General features: G+C 37.5%; 12 protein-coding genes. All 12 read right to left on the minus strand.

Annotated elements, in window-relative coordinates:
• Positions 1–3 precede the first annotated feature (3 nt).
• A complete protein-coding gene (locus tag H4J73_RS03685; protein ID WP_182179860.1) occupies positions 4–2052 on the minus strand; it encodes a DUF1302 domain-containing protein in 2049 nt (682 codons plus the stop codon).
• Between the two features lie 323 nt (positions 2053–2375).
• The gene (locus tag H4J73_RS03690) at positions 2376–2591 is read right to left on the minus strand and encodes a DUF2835 family protein (RefSeq protein WP_182179858.1); all 216 of its coding nucleotides are present in this window, start codon (positions 2589–2591) and stop codon (positions 2376–2378) included.
• Positions 2592–2598: 7 nt separating this feature from the next.
• Positions 2599–5163 carry an aminopeptidase N gene (pepN, locus tag H4J73_RS03695; RefSeq protein WP_182179856.1) on the minus strand — a complete coding sequence of 855 codons (2565 nt, stop codon included), beginning with the start codon at positions 5161–5163 and terminating at the stop codon, positions 2599–2601.
• Between the two features lie 116 nt (positions 5164–5279).
• Positions 5280–6782 (minus strand): Na+/H+ antiporter NhaC, encoded by a 1503-nt coding sequence (gene nhaC, locus H4J73_RS03700; RefSeq protein ID WP_259366739.1) that lies wholly within the window; start codon positions 6780–6782, stop codon positions 5280–5282.
• Positions 6783–6950: 168 nt separating this feature from the next.
• Entirely contained in the window at positions 6951–8987 is a 2037-nt protein-coding gene (gene prc / locus H4J73_RS03705; RefSeq protein ID WP_182179854.1) for a carboxy terminal-processing peptidase, read from the minus strand.
• A gap of 16 nt (positions 8988–9003) precedes the next feature.
• Complete coding sequence (gene proQ, locus H4J73_RS03710; RefSeq protein ID WP_259366740.1) at positions 9004–9795, minus strand: RNA chaperone ProQ; 792 nt, start codon at positions 9793–9795, stop codon at positions 9004–9006.
• Positions 9796–9824: 29 nt separating this feature from the next.
• Positions 9825–10115 (minus strand): hypothetical protein, encoded by a 291-nt coding sequence (locus H4J73_RS03715; protein WP_070376584.1) that lies wholly within the window; start codon positions 10113–10115, stop codon positions 9825–9827.
• The gene (locus H4J73_RS03720) at positions 10115–10591 is read right to left on the minus strand and encodes a GAF domain-containing protein (protein WP_182179852.1); all 477 of its coding nucleotides are present in this window, start codon (positions 10589–10591) and stop codon (positions 10115–10117) included. Before H4J73_RS03720 ends, H4J73_RS03715 begins: the two co-directional genes overlap by 1 nt.
• 154 nt (positions 10592–10745) lie before the next feature.
• The gene (locus H4J73_RS03725) at positions 10746–11537 is read right to left on the minus strand and encodes an SIMPL domain-containing protein (protein WP_182223240.1); all 792 of its coding nucleotides are present in this window, start codon (positions 11535–11537) and stop codon (positions 10746–10748) included.
• Positions 11538–11657: 120 nt separating this feature from the next.
• Positions 11658–12554, minus strand: a complete 897-nt coding sequence (locus H4J73_RS03730; RefSeq protein WP_259366741.1) for an FAD:protein FMN transferase — start codon at positions 12552–12554, stop codon at positions 11658–11660.
• Positions 12555–12705: 151 nt separating this feature from the next.
• On the minus strand, positions 12706–14034 hold the full coding sequence (locus H4J73_RS03735) for a DUF3570 domain-containing protein (protein WP_182223239.1): 1329 nt from the start codon (positions 14032–14034) through the stop codon (positions 12706–12708).
• Positions 14025–14249: a DUF4266 domain-containing protein gene (locus H4J73_RS03740; protein WP_182179846.1), complete on the minus strand. Its 225-nt coding sequence runs from the start codon at positions 14247–14249 to the stop codon at positions 14025–14027. The genes H4J73_RS03735 and H4J73_RS03740 overlap by 10 nt, the downstream gene beginning before the upstream one ends.
• Between the last annotated feature and the right edge of the window lie 32 nt (positions 14250–14281).

Below are 14281 nucleotides of genomic sequence, written 5' to 3' on the forward strand. Positions count from 1 at the left end.
GCCTTATATTGAATATTTAATACTGAATGAAATGTAATCGCGGTCTTCCATTTTATTGGTTGTTCCTACGCCATCCCAAAAGCCGTTATAGCTTATATCTGCTGACCAGCGGCTTTGATAATTAAAGTTGATGCCTAAAGCTACTGACTTTCGTTCTTCAACGAAGAGGAATAATGGATCTGGTGTCGTCCCTTTCACATCATGTGAAAAAACCATACGTGGTGAAACGTTAATACCTGCAACCACGTTATTAAAGTCTAACTTGACAATTGCGCGGTACCCCCAAGCAAATGCATCTGGAAATGGGTTAGTTTCGACACCGTCTTGCACAGCCAACTCTAAGCCTTCTTTACCTGCAATACCACCATTACGTGCAGTACCAGGACCATTCAGTCGTAATACATCTTGGTCAGGCATATCTTGAATATTAATGCCGCCCACTTCAAGTAATGTTGTTAATTGACTTGCACCAAATGAAGGACCCCAAAGGTGAGTTAGCGTTGTTTGTGCTTGAAGTGTATCAGATAAGACAAAACCATCTGCGTGCTCTCCCCCTTGGAATACTGGCATTTGAGAAATGCCATCAAGTTCGCTACGACCTTGGTCATTCGCTAATTGTTGTGGCATAGCTGCAAACAACAACTCAACATCATCGATTTGTAATGGTTCGTCTTGACGGAAAGTTACTTCACCCGCTACTGAGGTAGTACCTAACACCGTATTAAAACTCATTGCGTAAACTTTAATATCTTCAACGTAGTCAAGCTCAACTCGTGAGAAAGCTTTTAAATTAGTGTAGTTGTCTTCAGTAATAGGACCTGAAAGTAACATACCAATATCGTCACCAATTGCCGCGTCACTGAAGTCTGCAGTAACACCTGCAAATATTGGACGACGGCTGTGGTAATTCATGTGGTAGAGGCTAATTTCGGTATCATTGAAATCGGGTAAAAACCACGATAAACGTAAACCGTATTGACCGCCATCTTCAGGCTCATTCTCAGCATCATCTTGACGTAGTGTCACTTTGGTTGGAAAGGCGCCTAAATAAGCACCACCAATACTTGCAGGAGGAACAGCACCTGCAGCAATTGCTCCACTGAGGGTATTAAGACCTGAAATAAGGTAATCTAAATCGAGATCTGGGTTACTAGCGAAGCCTAATTGAACATTATTATATTGACCGCCATCACCAGCAAAGTCATTGGTTGAGAAGTAACTACCAGGCGCTGGTAATACCGTTTTTTCCCAGTTGTACTGATAAAAAGCTTCAATATTGAAATTTTCAGATATACCTAATGATGCCCAAACAGCGCCAAAAGGAATAAAAGCTTCTTTTAATTCTGAACCAGGCGCACGAAGACGTGCAATATCAACAGGGTTTAGCTCACTGATACCATGAGAAATTAAAGTACTTTCTCCCCAGCTAATAACTTGCTGACCTACGCGAATTGAAAGCGGCATATCGCCAACATAAAAATCACCATAAACGAAGGCATCAAGCAACCTTACGTCACTACATAATTGATCACTCGCTTCACCGTCACGACAAGGATCGTTAGTTACCCCTGACAAAGGATTAGCCCATGCTCGGTCACTGTCACTCATTTCTAAGTCATAGAAGTACATACCACGAACAAACAATCCAAAATTTTCATAACGAACTTCAAGGTCATGTGAACCCTTGATTATCTGAGAAAAGCTTTCGCCTGAATTATAATTGAGGTTAGCGTTATCACCATTTGTTGAGTAACCACCCTGTCCGTTCCATACAGTCCCAGTATCAGGCGTTGGATTTAATGATGGATGGTAACTACTGAAATCAAAACCATTATTAGGATTATTTGATTTTCCGACGTTATCGTTCCAATTGCGGTCTTCTACACGCCAACTTTGGCCGTAACTAAATGTTGAATCAAAACTTACATCAAAGTTACCTAATGTAAAATTCTCTGCCTGTACGTGGTTTACTGTCGCTAAACAAACAAGTGCAGCGGTTATACTTGCAGCCAAAGGCTTCTTGTAAAACCTGTTGCGAGGGCTATATTTCATTTATTCTCTCCCCAGAGCGTGTAAATTATATTTTATTTTTATCATCGCTACTTACTATTTGAAATAAGTGGTCTAAAACAATAATTGCATCATTTTATCAATGGCGCAAGAGCTAAAAAAAATTGATAAGACCCTATGTTTTAATGACTTCTAATCAATAAAAGCCTAATCACACACTCTTGTTTAAAACAACCGTTTAAAACAAAAAATTCTTCATATAGTTTTCAACAAGTAGTGACTTGTATTAAGTGTTACAGCGAAACTGACTAGATAGCTTCAAACACACTAGATGGTCCGACCACTGTTTAAAGCTAATACTCTAACTATGTGATTTTAGTTAAAGACAAAAATTTATTATTTTTAGTTTCCATACAAAAACAGCCTTTAATTCCATTAGATAATAAATATTTTCTCATGTGCATTGCTGGAAATTGCACTCGCAGACCTTCAGTTGTTGTAACAACCATGTGCTGAGCTTTACCTTCATAATAGGGATAAAACTCAGCAGAAGTCATATTGATTAAAAAGTAATATTTCATAAAGCAATTAGCCAGCTAAGGCAGCATCAAGCTTTTCTTTTAAGTCTTTTGATAATTTTTTAAGCTTAGTCAATTTTTCTAGTTCTGCTCGCATTAATTGCTGTCTCGGTAAATCAAAAGCTTTAAATTGAATAAGTGGCGTTATTAACCTTGAGGCAACTTGTGGATTTATTTCATTCATCAACGCGACTTGTTTCGCCAGAAACTGATAACCTTGTCCTGTTCTACAATGAAAGTAACGAGGATTATTTGCGCTAAAGTTACCGAGTAATGAACGTGCTCGGTTTGGATTTTTTAAACTGAATAAGGGGTGAACGAGTAAAGTATCAAGTGAACTAAAAATATCAGTATCACATTGCTGGGCAGCAATACTGAACCACTTATCCATAACTAATGGTGTATTGTGCCACTTTTTCTCAAAATTTTGTAATTGCTCATCAAAGTCGACTAAGTTATTTTTAGCTGAACATACCAAAGCAGCCAAAGTATCTGTCATATTATCTGATGAGTTAAATTGTAACCCCACATTTTTTTGTGGTTCATTGAGTAGCGATAAATAAGACAAGCAAACATTTTTTAATGCTCTTTTACCCACTTCATTGCCACCATATACATACTGTGAGCTTTTGTTATCAGTGAATGCTTTTTCAAAACTTGCCGTTAAGCCTTTAACTAAAAATAATTTCACGGCTGAAATTGCATTGACTACTTTTATGGGATCTACCTGTGTAATTTCAGCAACAACTTCATCAAAACTAGGTAAGGACAACTGCTCAGCTTTAAATGCATTGTCAGTGCTTGCATCAAAAATAGCTTGATAGGTAATTAATAAGCTCTTAGGTAAAACAAAAGTATCGTCATTCACTAATGCTTTAATGTAATTCAACATTAATTGCTGACCCGCGTCCCAACGACAAAACTCGTCATCAGCAAAAGCCATAATGGTTGCCAGCTCTTTATCTGTTTGGTTAAAACTCAATTTCACTGGCGCAGAAAAATCAGCTAAGATCGCTACTACAGGTTTTTCAGAAAAATGGTCAAAAGTCCACGTTTGCTGCTCAGAAGTTAACTCAAGTAGCTGGCGCTTTGTTACTTTATTATTTTCAATAAGTTCAATCGCAACAGGAATATGTAACGACTTACCTGCACTGCCATCTTTTTGTGCAGGGCTTCTCTGCGTAATACTTAACTGGTACTTTCCATTTAAAAAGCTTTCTTTGACCGTTAAAGTAGGTGTGCCCGACTGATGGTACCAAGCTTTAAATAAAGCGAGATCTACCTCTGAAGCATCAGACATTGCATTAATAAAGTCTGCACAAGTAACGGCCATACCATCATAACGAGCAAAATATAAATCTATGCCTTTTCTGAAGTTATCTTTTCCTAATAAGGTATGGATCATTCGGATCACTTCAGCACCTTTTTCATAAACAGTTAAGGTATAAAAGTTATTCATTTCCAACACTTTTTCTGGACGAATAGGATGTGCCATAGGCCCAGCATCTTCAGCGAACTGTTGAGAGCGTAACAATCTAACATTTTTAATACGGTTTACCGCTGCACTATGCATGTCTGCGCTAAACTGTTGATCGCGAAATACCGTTAAACCTTCTTTTAAGCTTAACTGAAACCAATCACGACAAGTAACACGGTTGCCTGTCCAGTTATGAAAGTATTCATGGCCAATAACAGCTTCAATATTAAAAAAATCAGTGTCGGTAGCACTTTCATCATCAGCTAAAACAAATTTGGAATTAAAAACGTTTAAGCCTTTATTTTCCATTGCACCCATATTAAAAAAGTCGACTGCAACAATCATGTAAATATCAAGATCATAAACTAAACCGAACGTTTCTTCGTCCCAACGCATTGACTTTTTAAGTGATGACATCGCATGATGAGCTTTATGTAAGTTACCTTTATCAACGAATATTTCTAGAGCAACATCTCGTTTATCGTTTGTCGTAAACGTATCTGATAATAAATCAAAATCCCCTGCAACAACGGCAAATAAGTAACAAGGCTTTGGATGAGGGTCTTGCCAACACGTAAAATGTTTGCCTTGTGGTAAATTCCCTTCACCAGTTTTATTACCGTTTGATAATAAGTAAGGGTATAGTTTTTTATCAGCAATAATTTTAGTGGAGAATGTTGCCATAACATCAGGGCGATCTAAATAATAAGTGATCCGTCTGAAACCTTCGGCTTCACACTGTGTACAAAAAGCGCCTCCCGATTTAAACAGGCCTTCAAGTGACGTATTATTGAGTGGGTCAATTTCAGTAACAATCGTCAACATAAACTCTTCTGCATTAACATCAACAGTTAACTGTGTTGAACTCACTTGATAAAAGCTTGTAGGTAAAGCTTGTTGATTGATTTGCAGCGAAACAAGTTTGAGTTGTTCACCATCAAGTACTAATTGCTTAGCCTTTTTATTTTCACGCTTTATTGTCATTGTGTTCGTAACTATGGTCGCCGTATCGGCAAGCTCAAATGTTAGATCAACCGTGGAAATTGAGAAATCTGACACTTGGTAGTCAGATAAATAGCGTGCTGTAAAATCAGTCATGAGATATTCCTTTTGAAAAAAATATAAAGCCTGCATAAACAGGCTTCATATTAAGTCGGGATTAAGAGCAAATAAAAGAATGTATTATTCTCCGGCAATACTCTTTGTATTTAATGCTAGCTCTTTATAAGTTCATCACTACTTGTTGCTAACATTTTAATTTTAAAGCCGGTATAGCCATAAATTATGGCAAGTACTGGATTAATTAAATTGAAAAAACAATAAAAAATATAATCATATGAAGTTAATGCTAATGCAGCAAACATAAAAGCACCACAAGTATTCCAAGGAATTAAAGGTGAAGTGATGGTCCCTGAATCTTCTAAAGTACGGCTTAATAGGGTTGGATGAAAACCACGACGTTTAAATTCAGCTTTAAACATTCTACCTGGCATAACAATCGCCATGTATTGATCCGCTGTTATTAAGTTAGTGCCAATACATGTTGCAACGGTACTCGCAATTAAACTACCGGTAGATTTAGCTGTTGATAAAATAGCCTTAACAAACTTATTTAGCATGCCTAAATGCTCTAACACCGCGCCAAAGCTCAGTGCACACATCACTAACCAAATGGTGTTTAGCATGCTAGACATACCACCACGGCTGAGCAGCTCATCAATTTGTTTATTGCCGGAGTTAACCACAACACCATCAAAGAAGGCTGTCCAAACGACAGTAATATAAGCTTTAACACCACTTACTCCTTCCGCGGCCATGCTCAAGATAAGGTCTTGTTGAAAAATTAACGCCCAAACAGCACCAATTAAAGCGCCAATAGCAACGGCGGGAAACGCAGGCACTTTTTTAAAGGCTAAATAAAGTAGTATAAAGAGCGGGATAAGGTTAAGAACAGATATATTATAAGTAGTATCAAGTGTATTTAATAGTGCATCAATACTTGCCGTATCACCTGTGACAGTTGAAGAGTGGTCAAAACCAATAAGTAAAAACAAAATAAGAGCAATGCTAATCGAAGGTATAGTAGTCCATAACATATAGCGAATATGTTCAAATAACTCACTTCCAGCTACGGCAGGTGCAAGATTTGTTGTTTCAGACAATGGCGATAATTTATCACCAAAATATGCACCCGAAATGACCGCACCAGCAGTAACCGCAGTAGACATTTCAAAGCCATTAGCAATACCAATAAAGGCAACACCTACGGTCGCAGCTGTCGTCCAAGAGCTACCAATACTCATAGCAACAATACCACAAACTAAACAAGCAGCCGCGTAGAACCAACTTGGGTCAATAATTTTCAGACCGTAATAAACCATTGTAGGCACGGTGCCTGAAAGTAACCAAGTACCTATTAATGAGCCAACAGCCAATAAGATTAAGATAGCTCCCAGAGAAATAGAGATACCACCAACAATAGACTTTTCAATAGATTGCCATGTATAACCATTTTTAATGCCAATAACAATTGCAATTCCCATGGCGAGTAATAAAGCAATTTGATTTGGTCCATAAGATGAGTTATCAGCGAAATACAATACAGCCGTTGTTAACATAACAACCAATGCAAAAATAGGAATTAACGCATCAAGCATACTGGGTTCTTTTGGCAAGTGCATTGAAGGGGTCTGGTTATTATTTTCTGGCTCTGTCATGTGCGATGCTGACCTTAAGTTTTATTATAGTTATAATTTTTAATGTTTTAATCACAAAACCCTGAAAGTCAGGATAACGTTTATTGACTAATCTGTTGAAAAATTAGTTTGGCCTTTTGTCTTACATAAAAGCCGCAATAAAGCGGCTTTTGTTGAATTGTTTTTTGATTACTTTTTAGCCATCTTACCTAGGGAAATTAAATCAAAAGTAATTTTAGCGGTTTCGTCTAAAAACGGATCTAATGCCTCCAGCTCGTCAGGTAAATCTTCTAATGATTTTACTTTTTCTTTACCCATAACAACTAAACGCTCATTGACACGGATAAGTTGTTTTTCTTTACTCTCTTCACGCTTCTGCTTACGCTCGATAAGTTTTAAAGAAATAGTTTTATCATCTTTTTCTTTTTGATAAGTAATAATATCATCAAGTAGATAGTTAAATTCACGATTAGATTTAACACGTTCAATATGTAATGAATTCAAATAAGATAAATCTGTCGATAAGTTTCCTATACGTTTATAACTTGCTTTAGGAATTTGATCCCATGGTAACGCATTTTTCTCACGGCTTTCACCCCAGTCTTCAGGGTTAACCGCTGTAGGAAAAGAAATATCAGGAAGTACCCCTCTATGCTGAGTACTGCCGCCATTTATACGGTAAAACTTAGCGATAGTAAATTGAATACTGCCTAATGGATTATCATAAAGATCATAAACCCGCCCTAATCCTCGATGCTGCTGAACAGTGCCTTTACCAAACGTATGCTCGCCAACAATAACGCCACGGCCATAGTCTTGGATTGCTGCAGCAAAAATTTCAGAGGCAGAAGCGCTGTAGCGATCAACCATGACCGTTAATGAGCCATCATAAGAGCTTACGCCGTCATCATCACTGTTAACTTGTACTCTATTTGCGCCATCACGTACTTGAACGACGGGGCCTTTATCAATAAATAAACCCGTTAGTAGTGTTGCTTCGCGTAACGAACCGCCACCATTGCCACGTAAATCAATAATAATACCAGAAACTTTTTCTGCTTTTAATTTATCGAGCTCTTTTTTAACGTCACGGGACAAATTATTGTAAAAACTAGGTATAGTAATAACGCCTAGTTTTTTCGATTTTTCATCACCATTGGTTTCAAAATAAACTTCAGACTTTGCTGCTCTATCTTCAAGTACTATCTTATCGCGAACGATAGTAACAACTTTAATGACCGCATCATTTTCAGCTTTTGCTGGTAAGATTTGTAAGCGGACTTTTGTCCCTTTAGGCCCTTTAATTAGATCAACAACATCATCTAAACGCCAACCGATGATATCTTCAAATTTATCATCATCTTGAGCAACGCCGACAATTCGGTCTTTAGGCTTAACATCTTTTGATTTGTCTGCGGGGCCACCCGGAACAACACTATTAATAACCGTATAGTCTTCTTCCGCTCGAAGTACCGCGCCAATGCCCTCAAGAGACAAATTCATGTCCATTTGAAACTTTTCAGCATTCCTCGGTGACAAATACGACGTATGAGGTTCAACAACACGAGCAAAGCTATTCATGACAACTTGAAAAACATCTTCACTTTCACTTTGTTTTAATCTTTTAATCGCATAGCGGTAACGTTTACCCAAAACTTCTTGAACTTTAGGCCACTCTTTTCCCGCTAACGTTAAATTAAGAGCGTCATATTTAACTTTTAAACGCCATAATTCATTTAATTCTTTTATACCTTGTGGCCAATCGGATTCTTCTCGATCAAAGTTATAGACTTCATCTGTGGTGTAATCGAAAGGCTTTTTTTCTAGGAGACTTAGCGCATATTCATAGCGTTCTAAACGTCTTTGAAGGTTTAAATTAAATATTTCATAGGCAATATCTAATTTACCCCGAGAAATAACAAGGTCAAATTCAAAGCGATATTTTTGAAAATCATCAATATCTGTTCCTAAAAAAACATTACGAGCATAATCAAGTTGTTTTATATAACGATCAAATATTTTTTCAGAGAGTGCATTATCCATTTTAACTTGGGTGTAATGAGCACGAGTAAACTGCGCGGTAATGCGTTTACTCGATATGGCATGCTGGCTTTCAGGCGCCAATATAGGAAGGTTATCCACATTAGCAAGACTTTCAAAACCAAATACGTTCATTGCTGATATCGATAAAGAAACGGCAATTGCGATACGACAAATTTTTAGCATGCCCAAGTACTCCAATTTATTCAGTAAATATATTTTTAATTTGCGTCTTAACAACCATTCCTGAATTTAATTGAACACTCACATCTTTACCAGCAACTTCTGTAATAATAGCGGTCATAGGTGAATTACCTAATTTAACTTTAACGCTTTTACCAACAACAACGGCACTGTCTTCAACAGGAACAAGTTTAACTTCTTCCTTTATAGGAGTACGTTTAGTTGACTTTACTGATTTAAACTTAGCTTGTTTGTCTTGCTTTGTTTCTTGGCTGTGAGTAGACGGTTTTACTTCAGATGAATTATCAGACTTATTAAGCTTAGATCCCTTATAAGGCTTTTTGCTTGCTTTGTCGTGTTTATTTTTGTTACCAAATTTGTCTTGGCTCTCTTTAAGCGTCTTAATCGCATAATCTGCTTGCTCTTGATCAATCTCAGCAGAGTCGTTACCGTCAATGTCAACGCGAAAACTTCCTAACTTAACGGCTTTCAAGTAACGCCAGCTGCTTGTGTAATGTCTTAACGCTTGACGTAAACGAGTTTTACTCACCGTTTCGTCTTCAGCTAATTTTGCAGACAAATCTTGGAATATACCAATTTTAAGGGCTTTAGCTGGGCCATCAATTGAGAAACATTTCGGAAATTTATTAGCTAAATAAGCGATAATTTCTTTTGTGCTTAAACGCTTAACTTCAGTGTTTTGCTCAGCGGTTACCGGTGTTAGTTCTGCAACTTCAGTACTAATTTCAATACTAGCTTCAGTGTCAGTCATTTCTGTTTTGCTCACTTCGTTTTCTATTTTAGTGTCCATAAATACAACTTTTTAAAAATTCTTAAATTTTAAGAGGTTAAATCCTGAAGGTACTGTTCACGGTTATCCAACAAATGTTGGCACCAGTCATAAATATCTTCACTATCTATATCAGGTAGTGATTCTTGGCAAATCCAAGTGTCCCAAACCAAAGATAATAATTGCGCTAATATCTCTGGTTCAATATCTTCTTCGGCTAAATCATAAATCAGGTGATAAATTTCATTTATTCGTTCGGCAACGAATTCTTCTTGACCATCCCAGTCACCGACAATACTTTCGCTGACGAGGTAATCATGAATAACAATAATTTCTTTCATTAGTTTATCACGCTGTGCTTGATGATCATATTTTCAAATAAATTAATTATTGCTTCCAGTCCTTGTTGATCACCTTCATCAAAATGATCGTAAGAGGTGCTGTCTATATCAAGTACCGCAATGATCTTACCATCTACTTTTACAGGGATAACAATTTCTGAATTACTGGTTGCATCGCAAGCGATATGACCATCAAATGAATGAACATCTGCAATTCGTTGTGTGAGACTTTCGCTAACGGCTGTACCACAAACGCCCGTGCCAACAGGAATGCGAATACAAGCTACTTTCCCTTGAAAAGGACCCAATACCAGTTCATTATTAATTAAACGATAAAATCCAACCCAGTTAACTTCTGATAAATGCTCAAAAAGTAAGGCGCTAATATTTGCCATATTAGCAATAAGATCAGGTTCGTCGTTGATTAAGGCATCAACTTGTTGGTAAAGTTCTTGATATAATTCATTTTTGTTCATAAATAACAGTATTCTTAGTTTATCAAAGATAAGTGATGGTCAAAAAGCGCATAACATAACCCGATAACCCGTGAAGTTAAAGTACTTATTATAGATTTTATGTGGTTTTAACTTATATTTCACCTGTTTTAGTAAACTTAGCGTCATTATTTACCTATTTAATAGCAAAAGTAACACTTACCTGTGCTGAAACATGCTTTTTGCCAACTTGCGAACTAAAGCCATCGTTACTTCTACTTGCCATAGCATAAGCATTTGGTGTGTGGTAAGAAGATTCTTCAAAACTGGAGACTTTACCAAGTTGAACACCTATTTTATTTGCGATAGCTCTTGCTTTTAGCTGCGCATTTTCTAAAGCCTTAAGTAGGGCTTGTTGATACAAAATTTCATTGTTTGTTGTTTCTGTTTGCAGAGCAGAGATCCGACTAACACCTATTCTTACCACATTATCAAGTAGCTGGTCGTAAAGAGAGAAGTCAGTAAAGGTCACCGTAATTGTTCGAGATACCTCAAAGTAAATTTTTTCTTGCTCATGCAACGTATTGTTCGCTAATTCACGACTACTGATCACTACTTTTGTATTACTTCTTTCTTTATTTAGCTTATTTTCATTTGGGGTAGGCAATCTTTGATGTATTTCATACTCAGGGAGCACCGTACGCTTTTCATAGCGAGGCATTAATTCTAAGCGAGAAGACTCGATAGCCGTTTTTGCAATCCCCATTGATAAATACAGGTTGGTAACTAAACCACTTTTTTGGTCAACCCATGCTTTAGCTTTACTGGCAATATTACCGCGTTTGTTAATTGAAACGGTAAAAGTAAATTGGTCGGGCTCAGCGCTTACAGAGCCTTTGCCAATGACTTCAATACCCTTTTTAACAAACTGTTCAGCGGTAATAAGCGTAGAAAATAAACTGATAATAATAATGAATATATATTTCATGGTTTTCCTAAGTGTTAGTCCTTGTCATGAATGACGGTAGCCACGGATATTCTCATCGAGGCGTCGTGACTTTATTATTGCACTTAAATAAATATATGGACAAAAAATCACGAGGTAACATTAACGAATAGCCCAGTGCTTAATTTCTTGTTCCTCTAAAAACGTTTCAGCATGCTCACCCTGCATTTGTGACAATGTGGCTAATATTCCGGCTTGAATACACTGTGGCGCAGAAACTGTCACTGAACGAGGTGCATTCTCGATTGGCCACCCCGTTTTAGCATTAAGAATATGGCTATATCTATGATCATTTTTTAATAAAAAACGTTTAGCATCACCGCTTGTTGCTAGTGCCCCTTTAAATAACGACACCACCATTTTTTTCTTATTAACAAATCCTGGATGCTCTACACCTACCTGCCAAGGTTGACCATTTTTTCTGGGTGAATTTGTGGCTAAATCTCCCCCTAAATTTACAAGTACTGGTTGCTGCGTTAAGGAGGTAATTAACAAAATAGCGCGATCTACCGCATACTCTTTGCCAATTCCTCCTAAATCAATTTCCATATCAGCAGGTAATATTATTTGTGTCTGGTTGTATTTGACCTTATGCCAACCAACATTTTTCATGACATTAGCAACTGCCAGCGGGCTAGGAAGATTACTCGAGCAATCAAAAGTCCAGACCTTTCTTAACACCCCTGACGTTATATCAAAAACCCCATCACTGAGTTGATAGCAGGTGTCTGCGAAATTTAATAAAGCAAACGTTTCATCATCAATAGCGAGAGGGTTGCCTTGGCTTTGGTTTATTTGGCTACAAAGGCTTTGGCGATTATAACGGCTATACTTGTCCTCTATACGCCACACCTCTGTACTAATTGCTTTACCAACAAAGTTGGCAAGTGCTCTATCCGACGTTTCAATAATGACCTCACACGGACTTGCCATTGCATCAAACTCAATACAATAACCGTCTTCACGTTCAGTCGTTATTATTTTTCTTCGCTTACTCAAATTTTAACCTGCTATATTTATTACCGATCACGATATGTTTTTCAAAACCTATTAGAGTGTTAGGCGCTAAATAAAAAAGCCCTTATTAATGAAATAAGAGCTTACAACATAACTTATAAAAAAATAAAGACTCTTGGCTAAAGTTTACCGCTTAAAACGAGTAGCTGACCTGCGCAATAATAGCATCGATACGTTCATATATTTCCATATTTGCTAAAACGCCAGGAGACTTTTGCCCAGCACTCTTTGGGTCTTGGCGATAATACTCAAGTCTAAAAGATAAATCGTTGCCATCAGCTAATTTCATACCATATTTTAGACCCACCGTATAAGCTGTCATTTCACCAATACGGTAATCAGCACTAGCAAACTCAGGTAGTGCATCACCTTGCATCAAGAAAGGTTGATAAAATTCTGCAGCAGCTTGTTGATAAAAACGTAGATGTGGCTCTAAATAACTACCGTTTCCTAATGGAATATAAAAGCGTGTATCAACCGTATGAGAATCTATTTCCCAATCGTCCCACATATAACGATAAGACACATCTAAAATAGTTTCATCAAAATGATATTTTGTTTGTGCAAAAACACTTTGCTTAGTGCGTTTATCAGGGCGATTTTCATATAAATAGTCTTGCGCAATACCGTTTGAATCAAGCAAACTTAATATTTTAAATGGATCCGTTAAATAACCATCAACGACTGAATATGAATAGTTAAGTTGCGTCACCATATTGCGATTAATCACTTGCGTAAAACCGACCATAATATCGGTGGTGGTTTTATCGTCATCACTTCCCATTCGAGTTGCATCGTGGCTACTTTCATCGCCATCATCATGATAGGCAGCGGTCATCGACGCAAAAGGTTTAGGTAAACCACCTTCTGGCGTAAAGGTATCTTGAAAATGACTTAAGCCAAACGAAGCGATGGAGTTTTTCTTATTGAAATCATAAGCAATATTACCGTTCACCCCTAAAGATAGGTAATCATATTCTTTTGAAATATGTCCCCCTGCGCTGCCAGTATAATTTTGAGCTAATGCTTGAGTCCATTGTCCGTTCAACTGCACACGAGTATCATGAAAGGTATCATCGAGTGGTGTATCACCCGGTTTGATATCGTAATCGCCTTTACCTGAAGGTCGGGTAAATGTTTGTACCTTTGGCTGTGCCACCGCGCCATTGGCTGAAGCGCCCGTTAATGCATCGATGGTTAACTTTACATTTAAAATACTGTCGTCACTGTAGATTTTATTCGCATTAAAAACGGCTTCTGCCGCTGAGACACGATTAGCCTCGCTGTAGTATAAAAAGGCTGAATCAAAAGACCAGCTATCTTCAGTAGGCTCAACCGAAGTTGTCGCAGCCGCAACCTGAACACTGCCTAACAAAGCTGTTGTTGCTAAAGTTAACGCCGCTTTAAGGTTAGCTTTATTCACCGTTTTTTTCATTTCATTATCATCATTAATTAATTGCATCCACAACCTCCTCCACCAAAGCTTTTACCGCCACTTGATGCTTCTTTACTGAAATAAATATGGTCATCAAGTGCTGAATCAATTGGCGAAGATGTTAAGGCCATTTGCTCTTTTGCTAACAGATCGCGTTCCCAAGGTTCGACACCTAAACTAGAACAACCAGATGCTAAAGTTACCGTAGCCAAGATGAATGAGTACTTAAATTTATTTTTCATTAAAAACCTCGTTATTTTCTTTGTATTATCGG

The organism is Colwellia sp. MB3u-41 (genome assembly GCF_014076845.1).
Lineage (GTDB): Bacteria > Pseudomonadota > Gammaproteobacteria > Enterobacterales > Alteromonadaceae > Colwellia_A.